The sequence below is a fragment of the Streptomyces sp. 549 genome, from assembly GCF_030124175.1.
Taxonomy (GTDB): Bacteria; Actinomycetota; Actinomycetes; order Streptomycetales; family Streptomycetaceae; genus Streptomyces.
The window spans coordinates 161,885-180,169 of the sequence record NZ_JASKMT010000001.1 but is presented as its reverse complement, the minus strand read 5'-3'; the positions used below and the strand labels follow the sequence as shown (position 1 = coordinate 180,169).

Below are 18,285 nucleotides of genomic sequence, written 5' to 3'. Positions count from 1 at the left end.
CCGGCGCGTCTCAGCGGAAGCGCCGCTGGAACAAGGGGCCGGCGGCGGCGATCGATATGAGCGCGGCTCCGGAGCACCAGGCGAGTGCCACCCACGGTGTTCCGCCCACCGGTTCGGCCAGCAGCAGGCCACGGAGCGACTCGATCAGCGGCGTGACCGGCTGGTGCTCGGCGAATCCGTGCAACCAGCCGGGCATGGTGTCCACCGGAACGAACGCACTGCTGGGGTAGGGCAGGAACAGCACGGTGAAGGTGAAGGCGCCCGCACCCTCGGGTGAGCGAGCGACCAGGCCCACACAGGCGGCCAGCCAGGACATCGCCAGCACGTAGGCCAGTAGCAGCGCCAGTGCCGCCATCCACGCGGCCGGGCCGGCCTGGGGCCGGAACCCGATCGCGAAGGCGACCGCGAACACCGCTGCGGTCGCCACGACGTTGCGGACCGCTCCGGCCGTGACGTGCCCGAACAGCAGGGAGAAGCCGCTCACGTCAAGAGACCGGAAGCGGTCGACGGCACCGCTGGTGAGGTCCGCGCTGACGCTGACGGCGGCCTGCGAAGCGCCGTACCCCGCGCACAGCACCAGCACGCCGGGCACGACGTAGGACACGTAGGCCGTGCCGGTCTCTATGGCGCCACCGAAGAAGTAGACGAAGACCAGCATCAGCAGCACCGGCAGGACCAGGGAGACCAGGACGGCTTCGGCGTTGCGGGTACCGAACCGGAGACTGCGCCCGGTCAGGGTGAGGGCGTGAAAGGCCGGCCGGGGCAGGGCGAACTCAGACATGGGCTGGCCGTTCGTCGGTGAGGGAGAGGAACACGTCGTCGAGGGTGGCGTCGCGGACGGTGAACCGGGCCACGTCCACGCGGTGCGGATCCACGGCGTCGAGCAGCGCGCGCACGCCGTCGGCGCCGCCGCCGGTGGCCACGGTTATCGAGAGCCGCTCGGGGTCAGGCTGCGCGGCGTGGTCGTCCAGGGCGCCCAGCACCCGGGTGTAGGCCGCGTTGTCGGTGAGAGTGAGGTCGAGTCGCTGACCGGCGATGCGCTGCTTCAAATCAGCCACCGTGCCCTCGGCGATGATCCGGCCGCCGTCCAGTACGGCGATGCGGTCCGCGAGCCGTTCGGCCTCCTCCAGGTACTGCGTGGTGAGCAGGACGGTGGCCCCGGAGGCGGCGAGCTCCTCGACGAGGTGCCACATGGTGCGGCGGCTGCGCGGGTCGAGGCCCGTCGTCGGCTCGTCGAGGAACAGCACCCGCACGGGGGTGACCAGGCCGGCGGCGATGTCCAGCCGCCTGCGCATGCCGCCCGAGTAGGTGGCCACCCGCCGGCCGCCGGCCTCGGCGAGCGCGAACTGATCCAGCAGGGAACGGGCGCGGGAACGGGCCGCCGCCCGGGGCAGCCCGCGCAGGCGAGCGACGGTCCGCAGGTTCTCCTCACCTGTCAGAAGTTCGTCGACGGCCGCGAACTGGCCGGTGAGGCTGATGTGCCTGCGCACCTGACGCCGCTCACGGACGACATCGTGGCCGGCGACGCGCGCCGTGCCCGCGTCGGCGCGCAGCAGGGTGGCCAGGATGCGGACGGTGGTGGTCTTGCCCGCGCCGTTGGGGCCGAGCAGGCAGAACACGCTCCCGGCAGCCACCGACAGGTCCAGCCCGGACAGCACCTCCGTCCGCCCGTAGCGCTTGGTCAGCCCCCGCACCTCGATCGCCGCGGCCTCGTCTGCCGTCGCCCGTTTCGTCGCCCTCATGTGCACGCCCCCGCTTCCTCGTCGCCGGACTCTGCTCGCGCTGCTCCCGGCGCGCCCCTCCGGGCGTCGCCAATGCGTACGTGGCACGCTGTTCTGTGTATGCCGTACACCTCTGTGTGTATGTTATACACGAACCCATGGTGAGCAACAACACCCCGGCGGCCCGCAGCGCGACGGGCCTGCCGCCGGGAGTCGAGGCGGCCTGGGGACTGCGGGAGCGGCAGGGCAAGGGACGAAAACCCGGCCTGAGCATCGAGCGCATCGTGCGGGCGGCGCTGGACGTGACGGCCGCCGAAGGACTGCCCGCGGTCACCATGGGCAGGGTTGCGGCGGAGCTGGGCGTGTCGACGATGGCGCTGTACCGGTACGTCTCCTCCAAGGACGACCTGCTTGTCCTGATGGAGGACGCAGCCGCGGCCGGCCCTCCGGCGGACCCGCCGGAGGGCGAGAGCTGGCGTGACGGGCTCACCCGGTGGGCGTGGGCCTACCGGGAGCTGCTGCACCGCAACCTGTGGATACTCCGCATCCCGGTCAGCACGCCGCCGGTCACGCCCAACTCGGTGGCCTGGATGGAGCAGGGGCTGCGCTGCCTCGCGGCGTCCGGGCTGGCGCCCGGCGCGCGGCTGGGAGTGCTGAACCTGGTCAGCGGGTACGTGCGCAGCGAGGCGTCACTGACGGCCGACCTGGAGGACGGCGCCCGCTCGTCGGGCCTGACCCTGGTCGAGGCGACAGCCGCCTACGGCCTGCTGCTGGGGCGGCTGACCGGCGGCGGACGTTACCCGGCAGTGTCCGAGGTGCTCGACTCGGGGGTGCTCGGTGAGCCGTTCGGGCCCGAGGAGGACTTCGCGTTCGGCCTCGGGCTGCTTCTGGACGGTGTGGAGGTGCACGTGACGAAGGGGCAGCAACATGGGTGACCGCGACCGTGACGAGGAGGGTCGGGCCCGCAACGCCCGCCCCCGCGACGCCCTGGGGCGTCCCCTGCCGCACGGCGCGCCGGGGGTGGAGCGCCAGCCGGAGGGGGTGCGGCGGTCGGCGGACCAGACCCTCGCCGAAGCGCAGCGACTGCTGGACGCGGGCCGCCCCTTCCACGCCCACGAGGTCTTCGAGGACGCCTGGAAGACGGGCCCGCCGCAGGAGGAACCGCTGTGGCGGGCCCTGGCGCAGCTGGCGGTGGGCGTCACCCACGCGGCCCGGGGCAATCCGGACGGCGGCGCGGCGCTGCTGCGGCGCGGCGCGACGGGGATCGCCCCCTTCGCAGGCGATCCGCCGCACGGGCTCGACGTGCCGGGGCTGCTCGACTGGGCCCGTTCACTGGCAGCCCGGCTGGCCGGTGAGCCGGGTGGTGAGCCCGCAGACCGGCCGTTCACCGGCGATCCGCCCGACGCGGCGTCCCTGGCCCCCCGCCTCCGCGGCTGACCGCGGGCCCTGGCGTGGTGGTCCTCGCCGTGCCCCGGGCCGGCCGCGAGGGCCCGGGGTACGGTGAAGCTCAGACGACGGCTGTCACCGGCTTGAGACGGCTCACCACTTCGTCGAGGAAGCGGTCGACGGCGGTGTTCACGCTGCGGATGAAACCGGTCTCCTCCGTGCCGCGCCTGGTCCCCAGAGTGCTCGGCAGGGTGAGTCGGAACGAGGTGATCTCCTCGCCCGCGTCGGGTACCAGCAGGCCGGGTTCCTGTCGGAGCATCCGCAGCAGCTCGCAGGGCCCCGCACCCGGTCGGCCGGTCACGGCCTCCACCCGTACCTCGGCCGGTGCCTCGGCGAGCTGCCGCAGCAACCACTGGACACGTGACAGCTGACGGGCGCGTTCGGCGGAGGCCACCTCGACGGTGGTCTCCAGCCGGCCGGTGCGCAGGTCGGCCTCCAGCAACAGCGTCCCCGGCGTGCCGGGGATCCGCAGCCCGGTGCTGAGCCGGCCCGTCTCGACAAGCGCGGCCACCGTCTCCGCGCGCCGGGTGGCCGCGTCGCCGCCGCGTCGGCCCCGGGACACCGGCGCCACGGTCACGCCGCGACTGCCGCCGAGCCTCAGGCAGAGCTGGCGGGTCAGCTTCTCCCAGTTCTCCGCGACGTGCATCGCGGGGCGGTCGGTCGCCCTCAGGGTGCCCTCGGTGATGGCGGTGCGGACCGGGACCCACGACGCGCCCATGTTCTGGAAACCCTGGCAGCCCGCGTTGTCGTGCCGCAGGTAGTGCAGCAGTTCGTTGAGCAGCCAGGCGTGGGCCGGATTGGCCAACCCGTCGTGGTGGCACAGCAGGTGGGCCTCGTGCGTGACCTCCGCCCAGGAGAGGTGCCGCAGCGCGACCTTGCGCAGCCGCCGCTTGTCCACCGGGACCGGGTGCTCGCCGTCCAGCGCCAGGTCGTTGGAGAGCGTGATGACCGTCTCGTAACCGTGCTTGCCGGCCAGATCCACGTACCGCTGCACCTGGTCGGGCTTGAGCGGGTTGCCGCCGGTCTTGGTCTCGACGAGGGCGGTCCAGATGCGGCCCGCTCTGGCGACGCGGATGACCCCGTCGGGCCGGAGGGTGGCGTCACCGTGCCGGAACGACGCCTCCGCGAAGGTCTGCACCGTTCCCGCGGGCGCGTTGAACTTGGCGGTGAGACGGCGTCCGAACTCCGGCACATGGGCCATCGCGGCGAGCAGGGTCGAGGTGGCCCGGGTCTCGCGTTCCTGGTCGTTGCGGAGCCCGGAGGCGGAGAACAGCCGGGCGGCCCGCCAGTTGGGGTGGTCGGACAGGTCCACCTTGGGGGCCCTGGGGAGGGTGGAGCGGCGCTTCGCCGTGCGCACCGGGCGCCTGGCGGCCTTGGAAGTGGCGGTCGGCGGCGCCAGGGCGGGAGCCGCTGCGACCTGCGTCGGAACGCTGTCCGCAGTGACGGTGACGGCGGGACCGGGGGCGAGCAGGACCGTGCCGGGTGCGTGCGGCTGCGTGCCCTCGCCGTCCGGCGCGAGAGCGCCGGCTGCCAAGACACCGGAGTTCTCGGCAGCGGCGGTTGCGGGCACGGGCACGGGGTTCACCGCCTCATCCGGCGTCTGCGCCTGCACGGGCACAACCACCGTCTCGTGCCCGGTTGTCGCAGCCCCTTCAGGAGAGTCCGACGTCTCGCACCCGCTGTCCTGCTCTGCCTCCTCCGTCTCGTCCTGGGCCACGTCGATGCCGAAGTCAGTGGCCAGCCCCGCCAGCCCGGAACGGTACCCCTGGCCCACCGCGCGGAACTTCCAGACTCCCGACCGCCGGTACAGCTCTCCGAAGACGAACGCCGTCTCGACGCTCGCGTCGGTGATGTCGAACGAGAGCAGCGTCTCGCCGGTGTGATCCGACAGCAGCAGCTTCAGGTCCGCGAGTGCGCCGAACGTCGCGCCGGCGTAGCGGCTGGCGGCCACCACCAGCCGTTCCGCAACGGCGGGCACGGCGCCCAGGTCCACCAGTACCCGGTCCTCGGTTCCCGAGCCGGTGGGTGACTTGCCCAGCATCTGCACCGAACCGTTCTCGTCGGTCGGGTTGTTGTAGAAGTAGAAGTCCTCGTCCCGGGAGACCTTGCCGTCGGGGCCAAGCAGCAGGACCGAGATGTCCGCGTCGCCCTCGCCGGTGGGATCGGACCAGGACAGCGTCAGCACCACCGAGGCGACGTCATCCTTGAGCTCTGTCAGCGCGACGTTTCCGCCTTTGGACATCCGGTGCATGCGGCCCCCCACGGGTTGTCTCTCGAACAGCGCACGACTCAGCGGTGTGACCTGGCTCACCCCGAGTGTGTGGAGGAAACGCTAGTGGCTCGCAGGGCCCGGGGCAGGCCGAACCGTGGATCGTCGAAGCTCGTCACCCGGCTGTGACAGATGGCGGGTGTCGGGTGAGGGGGCGTTGACCGGGCGCGTCACCGGCCCGGGTGTGGGCGGGGAGAGGGGCGTGGTGTGGCAGGGCGGCGGGAATCGCGCCGGGCCGGGGGTGTTTTCCGGCCATCCGGGGGCGGTGGCCCGGGAGACGGCGTGGCCCGTGGAACGGGCTGCCTCATCTGTGCCGCCACGACGAGTAGTCCACCAGGACCGCCCACTCGTGGTCGGTGCGTCCTGGTACGGACCGGTTCTGCTCCGTCCACTGGCGAACCAGCTCGGCATAGATGGGGGTCTGCTGCGGAACCGTTTCGGCGGGCCTGGTGCGCTGCGTCGGCGACGCCCGCCCGACTGATGTGGTGGTCACCCGTGTTCAACGGACGACGCGGCTCCCGGTAACGCGCACGTGGCCGGAGAGCAGCCGGCTGGCTCGTAAACGGGGTGCCAGCCGAGGCGGTGCGCGCACTACTGTGAAAGCGGCCCGGCTCCCCTCCCGTGCAGCCGGGAGGGCGCGGACACGGAAAGGCGAGAGGCGTGGCATCCACCCGGCGGCGCGAGCGCCACGAGCAGGCCCACCGGCTTGCCGGGCTGCGCCGTACCTGCGAGGAACTGCTCCACGGCCTGGACGACGCCGACGACGTCCAGGCGCTCTGCGCGCACGTCGGCAGGCGCCGCGGGCGCACGATCCGGCCGCTCGCCATGGACCTGCGCGCCACCGGCCTGCACGGCCTGTGGATCGCCACCGACACCGAGGACTTCGTGGTCTACGAGGCGCGCACCAGCAGGCCCCACCAGGAGCACATCATCGCCCACGAACTGGCCCACATCCTGTGCGGCCACCACAGCGGGGAGCGCCTGGACGACTCGATGGCCCGTGTGCTGTTCCCCAGCCTCGACCCCGGCACGGTGCGCGGGGTGCTGGGGCGGTGCGGCTACCAGGAGGGAGCAGAGCAGGAGGCGGAGACCATGGCCACGCTGCTGCTGACCAGGGTGCGGGCGGCACCCGCCGAGCCCGTCGCGCCCGCGCCCGCCGAGGCGGCCGACACCCTGGCACGCATCGAGCTGGCACTGGGCGCCGGCACCCCGCAGCGCCACCACGGCTCATGATCTACCAGGTCCTGTCCTGGAGCTGCGCGCTGGGCGGTCTCGCGGCCTTCCTCTACAAGGCGCCTGCGGCGCTGCGGCAGCGCACCGATCCGGCGCTGATCGCGCTGTGCCTCTACTTCCTCTGTTCCAGCCTCAGTTTTGTCGTCGAACTGGACCAGATCCGCACCCACATCAACGCGCTGCTCCACCACCCCAACATCACCACCCTGCTCTGCCAGGCGCTGGTGGTGGTGCTGACCGCAGCCCAGCAGGTGGTCCTGGTCCACTGGTCCCACCCGCCGCCGCGCGCCCGGCTGCTGGCACGGCGGCGCATGCTCGGCTTCGGCGCGGCGCTTGCGGTGCTGGCGGTGCTGTTCTTCTTCGTCAACACGCCCACCCGGGAGGGCACGGCGGAGGTCACCGTCGCGCTCAACATGGAGAACCCGCGCTACGCCCTGTACTTCGCGCTGTACCTCGCCGTCTGCGCGGTCGGCCAGATCGGCGCGGTCCGGATGTCGCTGCGCTACGCGCGGATCGCGCACCGGCCGTGGCTGCGCCGCGGCATGCGCGCCGTCACCGCGGGCGGCACCCTGATCCTCGGCTACTGCCTGGTCCGCTACGTCGAGATCGCCGGCATGCGTCTGGGCTTCGACAACCCGTGGAGCTGGCTGTACTGGACGACGGGCAGCGTCGGCTCGCTGCTCCAGGTGTTCGGCTGGACGGTCCCGTCCTGGGGCCCGAAGCTGTCGGCGGCTGCGCGCTGGTGGGGCGAGTACCGCGCGTACCGGCAGCTGGCCCCGCTGTGGTGGGCCCTGTACCGAGCCAGCCCGCAGATCGCGCTGGCCGCACCGCCGTCGCGCTGGGCGGACGTGCTGCCGCCGCGTGACCTGCGCTACCGGCTGTACCGGCGGGTGATCGAGATCCGCGACGGCCAGCTGGCGCTGCGCCCCTGGCTCGACCCGGACGCGGCGGGCCGCGAGGCCGCCCGTACCGGGGTGGCCTCGGAGGGGCCGTCCACCGCCTACGAGGCGCTGCTGCTGCGGCATGCCCTGCGGGCCCGCAGGGACGGCGCCCCGGCCGTGGGGGAGGACGCCTCGTTCGCCCACGCGGAACACCGCGACCTGGACGCGGAGATCCGCTGGCTCACGGAGGTCGCACGATGCTTCGTCGCGCCCCGCGCGCCGACCCCGCTGCCGGAGCGCCCCCCGCCCCTGCCCCGCTGAACACACCGCGCCCCGGCCCGCACCACGCCCCCGCATCCCCACCACGAGCACACGTGCCGGGAACAGCCTCGCACCGTGCGTACCCACCGACAGGAGCCGGAGATGAACGCCCAGCCCCCCACCGGCCCGCAGGACCGCGCGGCGGCCCTCGGGGCGCTCGCGGCGCGGCTGCTCGCCCGGGACCGGACGGCAGGTGCCGTCGCCGCAGCCCCGGCGGCCCGGCGGGCCGCCCGGCACTGCGCGGACGCCGCCCGCGCGGACGGCAGCGCCGAGGTCCTGGCGGTTTCGGCGCACCTGCTGTCCGCCGCCGGGTGGATCCTGTTCGACGCCGGGGCCCGGCAGCCGGCCGGGTGGGTCAACCGGCAGGCCCTGCAACTGGCGGACCAGGCGGGCGACCGGGCCACCGCGCACCTGGTCGTCGCCACCCTCAGCATGCGCGAGGCCCACCACGGACGTCCCGCCGCCGCCTGCGCCTGGGCCGAGGCGGCTCTGGAATCCGGCCCGCTACCGCCGCGGACGGCGGCCGTGCTGCGCCTGCGCACGGCGAGGGCCCACGCCGACGCGGGCGGGCGGCAGCGCGCGCTGGTGGAGGCCGACCGGGCCCGCTCGCTCTTCCTGGACGGTCCCGGAGCGCGCGACCCGGAGTGGACGTGGTGGGTCGACGAGCAGGAGCTCCAGGGCCACCGCGGCCTGGTCCTGGCGGCTCTGGGGGACCGGGAACGGGCCGCCGCCCACCTGCGCCTTGCGACCGCCGGCCCCGCCGGTCCCTCCTACCGGTCGCTGTTCGCGGCCGAGTTGCTGTCCGTGCTGGTGGCGGCGGGAGCCTGGCGGGAGGCGGAGCAGCAAGCCGTCGCACTGCACGCGTCGCGCGGGGCGGTCGCGGGCGGCGGCTCGGCCCGCACGGCGGCCGTGCTGCGCACGGCGCTGCGGCAGGTCCGGCGGCACCCGCGGGCGCCCGCCGGGCTGCGCGACGCCGTGCAGGAGATCGGCATCCGAACCCCCGGTGCGCGACCGCGTACCGGGGGCCACCCCGACACCCCGAGGAGCCCCACGTGAAGGTGCAGCTGCGGTCCGCCGTCCTCGTCGCACTCGCCGGCCTGCTCGTCCTGCTGGCGGCGGGCGCGTTCGCCGCACGTCCCGCTCCCTTCGGGGGCGCGGCCGCCCCGCCCGTCCCGGCGGCTGCGGAGGCCGGACGCGGTGAACGGTACAGCGAGACCCGCCTGTTCTTCGGCACGGGCCGGCACGGCGGCGAACCGCCCATCACGGACGCGGAGTTCCGCGCGTTCCTCGACCGGGAGATCACCCCCAGGTTCCCCGCCGGACTGACCCTGCAGGAGGGGTACGGCCAGTGGCGGGACCGCACCGGCACCATCAACGGTGAGCGTTCCTACGAGCTGATCCTGCTCTACCCGGCGACCGAGAACGCGGAGCGGGACGCCGACATCGAGGCCATCCGCGACGCGTACACCACCAAGTACGAGCTGGAGTCCGTCGGCCGGGTCGACGCCGCCGTGCGCGCCGACTTCTGAACCGGCCCGCCCTGCCCGCGCCGCCCGCCCGGTCGGCGCGGGCAGGTGGCCGGGTCAGCCGCGTCGGGCGGGCGGCACGGGGTCCGCCGAGAGGGCGGGCCCGTCCCGGCGTACGGCGAGCGCCAGCGTGTCGTCCGCGTGGAGTATGACGGTGTGCATGTCGGCTGCGACGGCGCCTGGAATCTCGGCCGCCGGGCGGTGCCGGTGGCGGCGCGCGCTCTCGACGAGCCGCGCTTCGCCCTCCGCCGGGTCCCGGCGGCTCTCGGTGAGTCCGTCGGTGTACAGCAGCAGCAGGTCACCCGGGTCGAGACGGGTGGCCAGCAGCCTCTCACTGCCCGGCAGCGGGAAGCCGATGCCCCTGCCCCGGACCTCCAGGTACTCCGACGAGCCGTCGGCCCGCGTGACGAGGGCCGGAGGGTGACTGCCGTTGGCCAGCCGCACGTCGCCGGTGGCCGGGTCGAGCCGGGCCAGCAGCACGCTGGCCATGAGGTCCCCGTCGAACGGCATCAGGATCTCGTCGGTGCGGGCGATGATCGACTGGAGCGGGTGCCCCTCCAGGGCGAGGGTGCGCACCGCATGGGTGACGTTCAGCGCGCTGCGGGTGCTGCGGACACCGTGCCCGAGGGCGTCGACGACGGTGATGTGCACGGACCCGTCCGGCAGGGTGAACCAGTCGTACAGGTCACCGCCGGTCGGTGCGTCCTTGTCGGCCGGGGCGTAGTGGACGCCCAGTTCCAGGCCCTCCGCCGCCACCGGAGGCGGGCGCAGGGCGTCCTCCAGCTCGCGCAGCGTCTGGCCGTGGGCGCTGCGCAGCCGCTCGTCGCGTTCCTCCAACTGCACGTACAGCGCCAGCACTCCGCTGTTGGTCTCGGCCAGTTCGTGCTTCAGGCGGTGGTGTTCGGCGGCGAGGGAGTCGGCGCGGGCGAGCGCCGCCCGCAGCTCCTCCTCCAGTACGTCCACTTCGGACGGCTCCGGCGCGCCGTCGCCCCGGTGCCGAGGCAGGGCGGGGCGGCGCTCCGCCTGGGCGGGGACCGGCAGCCGCCACATGGCGCTTCGAGCTGCCCCCGGCTGGGCGGGCAGCGGCAGGCCCGCCGTGTCCAGCGGACCGGGCGCCTGCGGCGAACGCAACGTGACGGCGAGCGTGACGTGGGCGTCGGGGCCCGGCTCCTGACGGGTGGACAGGGTGACTCCGCGCCCGGCCTTCAGCTGGGCGCCGGCCAGCGCGGTCACCGACAGCACCAGCCGGGCGCGCAGTTCGGCGGGCAGCTGGTGGGTCTCGGCGAGTCGGCGTACCGCGCGCCGCAGTGGGGGCAGCGAGCGGAACTCGGTCTCTGTCACGGACGGCTCCGCGGGGTCTGTGGGGTAGGGGGGACATGCCGGGGGCGCACCGTGAGCACGGTGGCGTCGTCCCGGGTGCGGCGGTGCCCGTGGGCGACGGCTGCGGCGAGCAGCGAGGGCGGAAGCCGCAGGAGGAAGGGCGAGGGGAGATGCGCCCAGCGCGGGCAGATGCCGTCGCTGTGCAGCACGGCGGTGGAGTCCGGGGTGAGCGGTATGCGGTGCACGCGGGGGGCCGGCATGGTGAGGCCCAGCACTCCGGGCTGGCCGGTGAGCCGGTGGCGCGCCTCGGTGCGGGTGAGGACGAGAGCCCGGACGTTGCCGATGCCCGCGTACTCGGCCTGGCCGGCTCGCAGCCGCAGCACACCGGCGGCGGCGCCGCGGGTGTGCCGCAGCGACCGGTGCACGGTGGTGAGGATGTCCGGAAGGGTGCTCTCCGGCACCCGGTGGAAGGCACGCAGCGCGCACTGGGCGGCCTCGGCGGCCTGCGGGCCGTGTCCGAGGCCGTCGACGACGATGACCGTGCGGGAGTCCCCGGTGTCGGCGGCAGCGCAGGCGTCGCCGCAGTGCTCCTCGGCCTCGGCGGGCAGACACACCGCTCCCAGCTCCTGCCGGGCGGCCGCGGCCTGCTCGGGCGGGCTGAGGCGGGCGCAGGCCAGGGTGCCGGTGCCGCTCTCGGTGCGGAGGGTGAAGTCCGTCGCCATCCGCCGGATCGCGCCCAGGCCGGAACCGAGGGTCGCGGTGGTGGTGTAGCCGTCGGTGAAGGCCGCCGCCACATCGGGGATGCCGGGGCCCCGGTCGACGGCGGTGATCTCCAGGCCCCCGCCGAGCGGCAGCCGCCGGAGGTAGAGCGTGCCGTCCTTGGCGTGCTTGTCGATGTTGGTGGCCAGCTCCGAGGCCAGGACCGCGGCCTTGTGGGGCAGCGCGCCGGGAAGCGCGCACCGCTCGGCGAGTGCGCGCGCCGCCGAGGCGGCCACGTGCACGGCGCTGGAGTGGTCGATGCGCACCTGGACGGTCGGCGAGGTGGTGCGGGTCAACGGCTGGTCCATCTGGTGGCGCGGATCGTGGTCCCCTTCCCGGGGACAGAGTGGATCTCGAACTCGTCCATCAGCCGGCGTACTCCGCCGAGGCCGTGGCCGAGGCCGGCGCCGGTCGTGTAGCCGTCGGTGAGGGCCGCCGCGACGTCCGGGATGCCGGGGCCGTCGTCGCTTGTCGTCATGCGCAGGCCGCGATGCCCGGGCTGCTCCAGCTGCTCCAGCGTGAGGGTGCCGCCGCCGCCGTGGATGTAGGCGTTGCGGGCCAGTTCGCTGGCCGCGGTGACCACACGGGTCTGGTCGACGATGCCGAAGCCGACCCGGAGCGCGGCGTTGCGCACGGCGTGACGGACCGTCAGCAGGTCCTCCTCGCTGCGCACCGCGTGGGTGGCCGTCCTGCCGGTGCCGGCGGTGCTGCCGGCCTGTGCGCTGCCTCGGCCCGGTCCTGCCGCGGCCGTGATCGTGCGGGTACCGGTGGTGGTGCGGGAGTGTGCTGCGGTGTCGGCGTCGCGGGTGAAACCTGCCGTGTTCTCATCTGGGTTCTTCACGTCGCACCCCTTCCGGGGGCTGTGGGCTCTGATGCCAACCCAGTGCGGCCATGCCCTGTTCCGCGTTCAGCGCGGTCTCCACGCCCGGCAGCCGGAGTCCCAGCTCCACCAGGGTGATGGCGACGGGTGGCCGCATGCCGGCCACCACCACGCGGGCGCCCAGCAGGCGTGCCACGGTGGTCAGTTCCATCAGGGTTCGGGCCACGAAGGAGTCGATGATCTCGAGCCGGGTGATGTCGATCAGTACGCCCCGTGCTCCGTCCGCGGTGATGCGTTCGGTGAGCTCTTCGGTGAAGGCCATGGCGGTCTTGTCGTCGAGTTCGTTGAGCAGGCCGGTGACCAGTACGTCGCCCAGCCGGAGAATCGGTACTCCGGTGGACGCCTGGGCGCTCACGAACCCGCCAGGGCTTCGGAGGCCTCGGGGGAGACGTTGCCGGTCAGCTTCACCGCTGTCCTGAGGGCGTCGGCGAGCGTGGCCTTGGTCAGGATGGTCGACAGGTCGATGCCCAGCTGCGCGATCGTCTGCGCGATCGGCGGCCTGATGCCGCTGATCACGCAGTCGGCGCCCATCAGGCGCACCGCGTTGACGGTCTGCATCAGGTGCTGGGCCACGGCGGTGTCCACGGTGGGCACCCCGGTGATGTCGATGATGGCGACCAGCGCCTCGTGCTCCTGGATGGCCTGAAGCAGGTTCTCCATGACCACCTGGGTGCGGGCGGTGTCGAGCGTGCCGACGAGCGGGACTGCGAGGACCTGCTGCCACAGCCGCACCACCGGAGTGGAGGCCTCGAGCAGTTGGCTGCTCTGCCGACGGATGATCTCCTCCCGACCGCCGACGTAGGTCTCGAAGGTGAGGGCTCCGGCCGCGTCGAGCAGCCGGTTGACCAGCAGGGCTGCCTCGAACAGGTCGCCGTCCTCGCCGGCGGTGTCCTGGACGGCCTCCAGGACGGCCTCCTTGAGGGCGAGCAGCGCGAGTGCGGTGGCGGTCGGTGTCGTGCCGCCCCTTGCCCGCCGCAGGGAGAACTCGGTAACCGACCGGTGCAGCTCACGATCGGCCGTCACCACCCGCTCGACCGGCGCGCCGTTGTCCAGAGCGGTGGTGAGCGTGCCGACCAACGCGTCGGCCTCCTCGCGGTGTTCACTCTCGCTGATGCCGCCTCCGAAGGGGGTCTGCTGCGTCTGCAACTGGACCCAGCGGTCGGCGATCTGGTCAGCGCGTTCGCGCAGCGCGCTGAGAACGCGCTCCCGTGCTGTGGATTCGCCGGTGCTCAAGCCGAGACCCTTTCGCTGTCGACGGCCGGCCTGCGGTGCCGCTGCCCCGGACCCGTCGGTGCGGGTGGGGGGAGTTGGTCCCTGGCCGGCCTTTTTGTTGTCGTCCGACAAATGTTAGCGACCCTCTCCATCTGAGGGAAGTCCGGCCCAGCCGAGGCCGCTTGCGAGCGGGGCGGTCGGTGTGGCCGCGTGGGCCGCGCCGACGGGCGGAGTCGGAATTCAGGACGGGTGCCCGCCGCCGGGAGAGGTAAACACTCCCTGTGCGTACGGGCCCGAGTGGCCGCAGGCGCCACGTCCAAGGTGCCACGCCGCCGCCGCCGGCGGCGCGTGCGTTCGGCGCGGCGGGTGAGATGAGTGCGGCGGGAGGTGCCGTGCTTCCGTGCCGTGCGTCTGCCGGCCGGTCCGGGGGAAGCGGTGAGGGGTGTGGGGCGGGGGAGGTCCTGCGGGGTCACCGGGTGGAAGATCCACGGGGGAGAAGCCGTGTGCCCGAGTGAGGTGCGTGCAATGTTTCCGGTTGACAACTGTCCCGGCATGGCAAGATTCTTTGCCAGGCGGTGCGAGCCGCTGCGCGGTGAACGACTCGGGCATCGCCGAGGGCGTGCGGGATGCGGCGAGCGGGGAGTGCAGTGGTGGGAACGAACGCGGTGCGCCGGGGTACGGAAGTCCGGTCACGCCGTCCGGGAAGAACGCTCGGAACGGCCCGGCACCCGGATCGGAGGGGCCTCCTCCACCGCGGACCGGAAACTGGCCAGGCCCTCGATCAACGCCGTGCGTGCCGACGCGGGCATGCCGTCTATCGCGTTCAGCAGCGCCACCTCGCGCCGCGACCGCAGGTCCCGCAGGTATGCCTTGCCCCGGGCGGTCAGCCGCAGCTGCAGTTCCCGGCGGCTGACCTGGCTGGGCGACCGCTCGACGAACCCCAGCGCGTGCAGTCGGTCACACAGCCTGCTCACCGAGGAGGGCGCGGCGCCCAGCACCTCGCCCAGCGTGCGCAGGTTGATGCCCTCGTCGCGGTCGAGGATGTACATCACCCTCAGCTGCGAGGACGACACCGGGGCGGATGAGACGGCGTCCCGGCCCCGCTCCCACAGCACCTCGAGCAGCTCGATGACCTCGCGCGACGCATGAGCGGCGTCCTGAGCCCTTCGGTGCGAGGCGGCGGAATTCACGCCCATACTGTGACACTCCGAATCGGCCTTGTCAGCCCCCGGCGGACTGACTGGTGCTTTGCTCCTTCTGAATGGCGTTCTTCGAGAAAGCGGTCAACAACGGTGGACAGATTCGCGGCTGTGGAGCGCGCCTTGCGCAGTGCCGCACCTCATGAACTGCCGGAGGCGGTTCGTCACGCACTGATCAAGCACTTCGCAGCCACCACGGTGGAGCTGTTGATGGCCGACTACGCGATGACCATACTTCAGCCCGTCGACGCACTGCCCTACACCGCAGTGCCCCTCTCCGTCCACAGCAGCGCGTCCGGAAGGGCCTTCGGAGCCCAGCAACCATATATCCGCTCGGACGACTGCCCCGACAGCGTCACCGCACACCTCCCCGTGTCGGTCCGGGGAGACCGGCTTGGCGTGCTGGCGGTGACCGTGCCCGCTGACGTCTACTCCGAGGACATGGTCAACCAGCTGGTGGACGTCGCCGAGGTCCTCGGCCACGAGATCGTCGTCGCCGAGCGCGACACCGACCTGTACCTCCAGGCCCGGCGGGCCGAGCGGCTCACGCTCGCCGCCGAGATGCAGTGGCAGCTGCTGCCCGGCCGGTCCTGCACCCGCCCCGAGTACGAACTCGGAGCGCAGTTGGAACCCGCCTACGCCATCCACGGCGACAACTTCGACTGGTCCACGTCGGGCCAGGACCTCACCCTGACCGTCAGCAACGGCATGGGGGAGGGCATCGAGGCGGCGCTGCTCACCAACCTGGCCGTCAACGCGCTCCGCAACGCCCGCCGGGCCGGGCTGGACCTCGTCGGGCAGGCCTGCCTCGCCGACCAGGCGATCTACGGCCAGCACCGGGGCGCCGCGCATGTGTCGGTGCTGCTGCTGCGTTTCGACCTGGCCACCGGCGAGGTGCAGATCGTGGACGCGGGCTCACCGAAGGTCTGGCGGCTGCGCGACGGCGTGGTGGAACCCGTGGAGCTGGAGGCCCAGCTGCCGCTTGGGATGTTCGAGGACACCGTGTACACGGTGCAGAACCTGACCGTCGAGCGTGGTGACCGGCTGCTGTTCGTCAGCGACGGCGTCTACGACGTGGCGTCGCCCGCCGGGGAGCGCTACAGCGAACGGGCCCTCGCCCGCGCGGTGACCAACTCCCGCCTGCTGCCCCCCTCGCAGGTGCCCCGCGCCGTGCTGCGCGAACTCACCGGCTACCGGGGGGAGCCGCAGTCCCAGGACGACGCGATGGTGGTCTGCCTCGACTGGCGCGGCCGCCAGGGCTGAGACGCGGGGCCGACCCCGGCCGGAGGCGCACGCGGTCGGCGAGCCCGCCGACCGCGTGCGCCTCCGGCCGGGGTCACAGCAGCGGCCAGACGGCCTCCGCGTGCAGCGGCCCCTCGCGGCTGAGGAAGCACCCGTGGCCCTGGCCGAGCGCGGCGAGCTGCGAGGCGTGGCAGCACACCGCGGCCCGCTTCCGCGCCCACTGCCCGTCGTCCAGACGGAGCAGGCGCACCGGTCCGATCCGGTGCGTCTGGGACAGCTCGCGGAACGCCGGGCCGAAGTCGGTGCTGGCCCGCAGCGACTCCTCCAGTCGGCCGCCCGGCTCGGTGCCCCAGCCGGGCAGGTGCCCGGTGTAGGGCAGGTCGGCGTAGACGGACACCGCCGGCCGACGGCCGGACGGCAACCCGGAGAGCGTGCGCAGGCACTCGCGGCGGACGCGTGCGTGGTCGGGCTGGTTGGTACCGAGCGGCAGCAGCACCCTGGCGTCGGCGGACGCCCGGCGCAGCAGCGGGACCAGGGAGGGGAAGCCCCTTTCCGCGTCCCGGTAGGGCCCGTCCGGCTCGTCCAGCGGCACGGGCCGGGCACCGAGCAGAGCGCAGGCCTCGGCGTCCTCGGCGACGCGCACCCGGTGGGCCTCCGCGGCGGTGGAGAAACCGCACTCCCGGTCCCACCAGGAGGTCTCCGCGCCCGGCGGCGGCGCGCCACCGTGCACGGTGACCACCACGGCGGGCCGGGGCAGCAGCGGCAGCAACCCGCCCAGGGACAGCGCGGCGTCGTCGAAGTGCGGTGAGACGACCACCGTGCGCCAGCTCTCCGCGTCCGGTTCGGGCGCGGTCACCGGGAGGCCAGGAGTACGCCGGTGCTGCCGCGCTTGCCCAGGTAGGCGCGTCCCTCGCACACCGCTTCCAGTCGCGGTGCGACCAGTCGGGTGCGCTCGGCCTCGTACCAGCGGGGGGAGGTTTCCAGCCAAGGTGCCAGGACGGCGTCGAGGGTTTCCGGGGCCAGCGCCACGAACAGCAGGTCGCCGGTCAACCCGTCCAGCAGGTGCGGCGGTTGGCCGTAGTAGAGCATCTCCACCAGCAGTACGGCGCTGCCCCGCGGTCCCCGGCCCGCGGCGAGCGCGGCGAGGTCCAGCCGGTGCACGGTGATGCCGGGGGCGTCCGCCGCGGCGAGGCGCGTGTGGAAGGCGGGATTGGGCTCGGTGGCATGCACGGTGAAGCCCTTGCCGGCCAGTCGGGTTGTCAACGCGCCCTCGCAGGCGCCCAGTTCTACCAGCGGTCCGTCGTCCGGCGTGCGGTGCCGGGCGATCCAGGCCGCGGTGGCGTCCAACCGCTCGGCCTCGTAGGCGGAGGTGCCGAACTCCCAGGGGTCGGCGACCGAGGCGGCCTCGTCGCCGAGGCTGCCCAGCAGCGCGAAGAGGCGGTCGCGCTCCTCGGCTCGGGCGGCGAAGAAGCGCTCGGCGGCCGGTACCCGTGCGGTGTCCACGACGTACTCCGCGGCCCCGGGGGAGGAGGCCTCGGCGAGTAACAGGCCGGAGCAGAAGCGGTTGACGAAGTCGGTCTTGGCGGCGGCCTGCCGCCTGCAAAGCGGAACGTCGCGGTCGCTCACCACCTGCAGGTAAGGCGAGTGGCCCACCGCGTGGCTCACCGGCAGGCCGTGGCCGGCCGCCGCCAGGTCGCGGCCCAGGCGCCCCCGGGTGCGCCTGTTGTCCGCCGGGGAGTGCGTCCACAGGCGTGCCGGGCGGCCGTCGGCCGCGCGCAGGACGGCGGCCGCCAGGGCGTCCGGGCCCGGCGAGGACGGCACGGGCGACGACGGCACGGGTGAGGACGGTCCCGGCGAGGACACGGCGGGTGCGTCGTCAGGGTGGTCTGCGGGCAGTGGGCGGACGTGGGCACCGAGCAGTTCCAGCCGTTCGGCCAGGGCGGCACCGGCGGGGAGCGGCACGAAGATCCCCCGGTCGGCCCGGTCGGCCCGGTCGGCCCGGTCGGCGATCAGTACCCCCGCGTCACCTCCGTCCGTCGCGGCCAGTACGGAGAGGAAGTCCAGCACGGCGTCCTCGGCTCGGAGCACCACTATGAGGTCGATCACCACGGTCCTGTCGTCGGCGCGGCCGGTCGGCGGCACCGCACGCGGTGCGCGGCGCCGTGCCAGGACCTTAACCACTGGCGCCCCAACTGGTCCAGACCACTGGGCGGTTCGGTCGGCCCCCGCCTCCCGCTCCGGTGCCGCCGCGCTGACCGGCCGACGGCGACGACGGG

Annotated in this window: 18 protein-coding genes; 7 read left to right on the top strand and 11 right to left on the bottom strand. The window is 73.5% G+C overall.

Features of this window, described 5'->3' with window-relative positions; all coding sequences use genetic code 11:
- Positions 1-10: 10 nt before the first annotated feature.
- Together QNO07_RS00795 and QNO07_RS00790 are read right to left on the bottom strand one after the other, a co-directional pair.
- Entirely contained in the window at positions 11-781 is a 771-nt protein-coding gene (locus QNO07_RS00795; protein WP_283989320.1) for an ABC transporter permease, read from the bottom strand.
- Entirely contained in the window at positions 774-1,742 is a 969-nt protein-coding gene (locus tag QNO07_RS00790; protein ID WP_283989319.1) for an ABC transporter ATP-binding protein, read from the bottom strand. The genes QNO07_RS00795 and QNO07_RS00790 overlap by 8 nt, the downstream gene beginning before the upstream one ends.
- A gap of 137 nt (positions 1,743-1,879) precedes the next feature.
- Here QNO07_RS00790 and QNO07_RS00785 point away from each other — a divergent pair, with 137 nt between their 5' ends.
- Both QNO07_RS00785 and QNO07_RS00780 read left to right on the top strand, forming a co-directional pair.
- Entirely contained in the window at positions 1,880-2,656 is a 777-nt protein-coding gene (locus QNO07_RS00785; protein ID WP_283989318.1) for a TetR/AcrR family transcriptional regulator, read from the top strand.
- Entirely contained in the window at positions 2,649-3,158 is a 510-nt protein-coding gene (locus QNO07_RS00780) for a DUF309 domain-containing protein (RefSeq protein WP_283989317.1), read from the top strand. Before QNO07_RS00785 ends, QNO07_RS00780 begins: the two co-directional genes overlap by 8 nt.
- A gap of 70 nt (positions 3,159-3,228) precedes the next feature.
- On the opposite strand, the gene QNO07_RS00775 is transcribed toward QNO07_RS00780, so the two are convergent.
- The gene (locus QNO07_RS00775; RefSeq protein WP_349636795.1) at positions 3,229-5,409 is read right to left on the bottom strand and encodes a TerD family protein; all 2,181 of its coding nucleotides are present in this window, start codon (positions 5,407-5,409) and stop codon (positions 3,229-3,231) included.
- Positions 5,410-6,096: 687 nt separating this feature from the next.
- Here QNO07_RS00775 and QNO07_RS00770 point away from each other — a divergent pair.
- The 4 genes from QNO07_RS00770 to QNO07_RS00755 all read left to right on the top strand — a co-directional run bounded on the left by QNO07_RS00770 (position 6,097) and on the right by QNO07_RS00755 (position 9,400).
- Positions 6,097-6,669: an ImmA/IrrE family metallo-endopeptidase gene (locus QNO07_RS00770; RefSeq protein ID WP_283989315.1), complete on the top strand. Its 573-nt coding sequence runs from the start codon at positions 6,097-6,099 to the stop codon at positions 6,667-6,669.
- A complete protein-coding gene (locus QNO07_RS00765; RefSeq protein WP_283989314.1) occupies positions 6,666-7,871 on the top strand; it encodes an MAB_1171c family putative transporter in 1,206 nt (401 codons plus the stop codon). Before QNO07_RS00770 ends, QNO07_RS00765 begins: the two co-directional genes overlap by 4 nt.
- A 102-nt stretch (positions 7,872-7,973) precedes the next feature.
- Positions 7,974-8,927, top strand: a complete 954-nt coding sequence (locus tag QNO07_RS00760; RefSeq protein WP_283989313.1) for an NsdA family TPR-like regulatory protein — start codon at positions 7,974-7,976, stop codon at positions 8,925-8,927.
- Positions 8,924-9,400 (top strand): DUF3574 domain-containing protein, encoded by a 477-nt coding sequence (locus tag QNO07_RS00755; RefSeq protein WP_283989312.1) that lies wholly within the window; start codon positions 8,924-8,926, stop codon positions 9,398-9,400. Before QNO07_RS00760 ends, QNO07_RS00755 begins: the two co-directional genes overlap by 4 nt.
- A 54-nt stretch (positions 9,401-9,454) precedes the next feature.
- On the opposite strand, the gene QNO07_RS00750 is transcribed toward QNO07_RS00755, so the two are convergent.
- The 6 genes from QNO07_RS00750 to QNO07_RS00725 form a co-directional block, all read right to left on the bottom strand.
- Positions 9,455-10,738, bottom strand: coding sequence for a PP2C family protein-serine/threonine phosphatase (locus tag QNO07_RS00750; protein WP_283989311.1), 1,284 nt, complete (start codon positions 10,736-10,738; stop codon positions 9,455-9,457).
- Entirely contained in the window at positions 10,735-11,784 is a 1,050-nt protein-coding gene (locus tag QNO07_RS00745) for a SpoIIE family protein phosphatase (protein WP_283989310.1), read from the bottom strand. The genes QNO07_RS00750 and QNO07_RS00745 overlap by 4 nt, the downstream gene beginning before the upstream one ends.
- Positions 11,769-12,317, bottom strand: a complete 549-nt coding sequence (locus QNO07_RS00740; RefSeq protein WP_283989309.1) for an anti-sigma regulatory factor — start codon at positions 12,315-12,317, stop codon at positions 11,769-11,771. The genes QNO07_RS00745 and QNO07_RS00740 overlap by 16 nt, the downstream gene beginning before the upstream one ends.
- A complete protein-coding gene (locus QNO07_RS00735; RefSeq protein ID WP_283989308.1) occupies positions 12,301-12,711 on the bottom strand; it encodes an STAS domain-containing protein in 411 nt (136 codons plus the stop codon). The genes QNO07_RS00740 and QNO07_RS00735 overlap by 17 nt, the downstream gene beginning before the upstream one ends.
- Entirely contained in the window at positions 12,708-13,589 is an 882-nt protein-coding gene (locus tag QNO07_RS00730; RefSeq protein WP_283989307.1) for an STAS domain-containing protein, read from the bottom strand. The genes QNO07_RS00735 and QNO07_RS00730 overlap by 4 nt, the downstream gene beginning before the upstream one ends.
- Before the next feature lie 668 nt (positions 13,590-14,257).
- Positions 14,258-14,764 carry a MarR family winged helix-turn-helix transcriptional regulator gene (locus QNO07_RS00725; protein ID WP_283989306.1) on the bottom strand — a complete coding sequence of 169 codons (507 nt, stop codon included), beginning with the start codon at positions 14,762-14,764 and terminating at the stop codon, positions 14,258-14,260.
- A 96-nt stretch (positions 14,765-14,860) separates the two neighbouring features.
- On the opposite strand from QNO07_RS00725, the gene QNO07_RS00720 reads away from it, so the two are divergent.
- Positions 14,861-16,030, top strand: a complete 1,170-nt coding sequence (locus tag QNO07_RS00720; RefSeq protein WP_283989305.1) for a PP2C family protein-serine/threonine phosphatase — start codon at positions 14,861-14,863, stop codon at positions 16,028-16,030.
- A gap of 73 nt (positions 16,031-16,103) precedes the next feature.
- Here the strand turns inward: QNO07_RS00720 and QNO07_RS00715 are convergent, their stop codons facing one another.
- Positions 16,104-16,865: a PIG-L family deacetylase gene (locus QNO07_RS00715; protein ID WP_283989304.1), complete on the bottom strand. Its 762-nt coding sequence runs from the start codon at positions 16,863-16,865 to the stop codon at positions 16,104-16,106.
- Complete coding sequence (locus QNO07_RS00710; protein ID WP_283989594.1) at positions 16,862-18,115, bottom strand: SAM-dependent methyltransferase; 1,254 nt, start codon at positions 18,113-18,115, stop codon at positions 16,862-16,864. Before QNO07_RS00710 ends, QNO07_RS00715 begins: the two co-directional genes overlap by 4 nt.
- Between the last annotated feature and the right edge of the window lie 170 nt (positions 18,116-18,285).

Coding starts and splice junctions, on each gene's coding strand:
- QNO07_RS00795 (WP_283989320.1), bottom strand. CDS start 781: ATGTCTGAGTTCGCCCTGCCCCGGCCGGCCTTTCACGCCCTCACCCTG.
- QNO07_RS00790 (WP_283989319.1), bottom strand. CDS start 1,742: ATGAGGGCGACGAAACGGGCGACGGCAGACGAGGCCGCGGCGATCGAG.
- QNO07_RS00785 (WP_283989318.1), top strand. CDS start 1,880: ATGGTGAGCAACAACACCCCGGCGGCCCGCAGCGCGACGGGCCTGCCG.
- QNO07_RS00780 (WP_283989317.1), top strand. CDS start 2,649: ATGGGTGACCGCGACCGTGACGAGGAGGGTCGGGCCCGCAACGCCCGC.
- QNO07_RS00775 (WP_349636795.1), bottom strand. CDS start 5,409: ATGTCCAAAGGCGGAAACGTCGCGCTGACAGAGCTCAAGGATGACGTC.
- QNO07_RS00765 (WP_283989314.1), top strand. CDS start 6,666: ATGATCTACCAGGTCCTGTCCTGGAGCTGCGCGCTGGGCGGTCTCGCG.
- QNO07_RS00760 (WP_283989313.1), top strand. CDS start 7,974: ATGAACGCCCAGCCCCCCACCGGCCCGCAGGACCGCGCGGCGGCCCTC.
- QNO07_RS00745 (WP_283989310.1), bottom strand. CDS start 11,784: ATGGACCAGCCGTTGACCCGCACCACCTCGCCGACCGTCCAGGTGCGC.
- QNO07_RS00725 (WP_283989306.1), bottom strand. CDS start 14,764: ATGGGCGTGAATTCCGCCGCCTCGCACCGAAGGGCTCAGGACGCCGCT.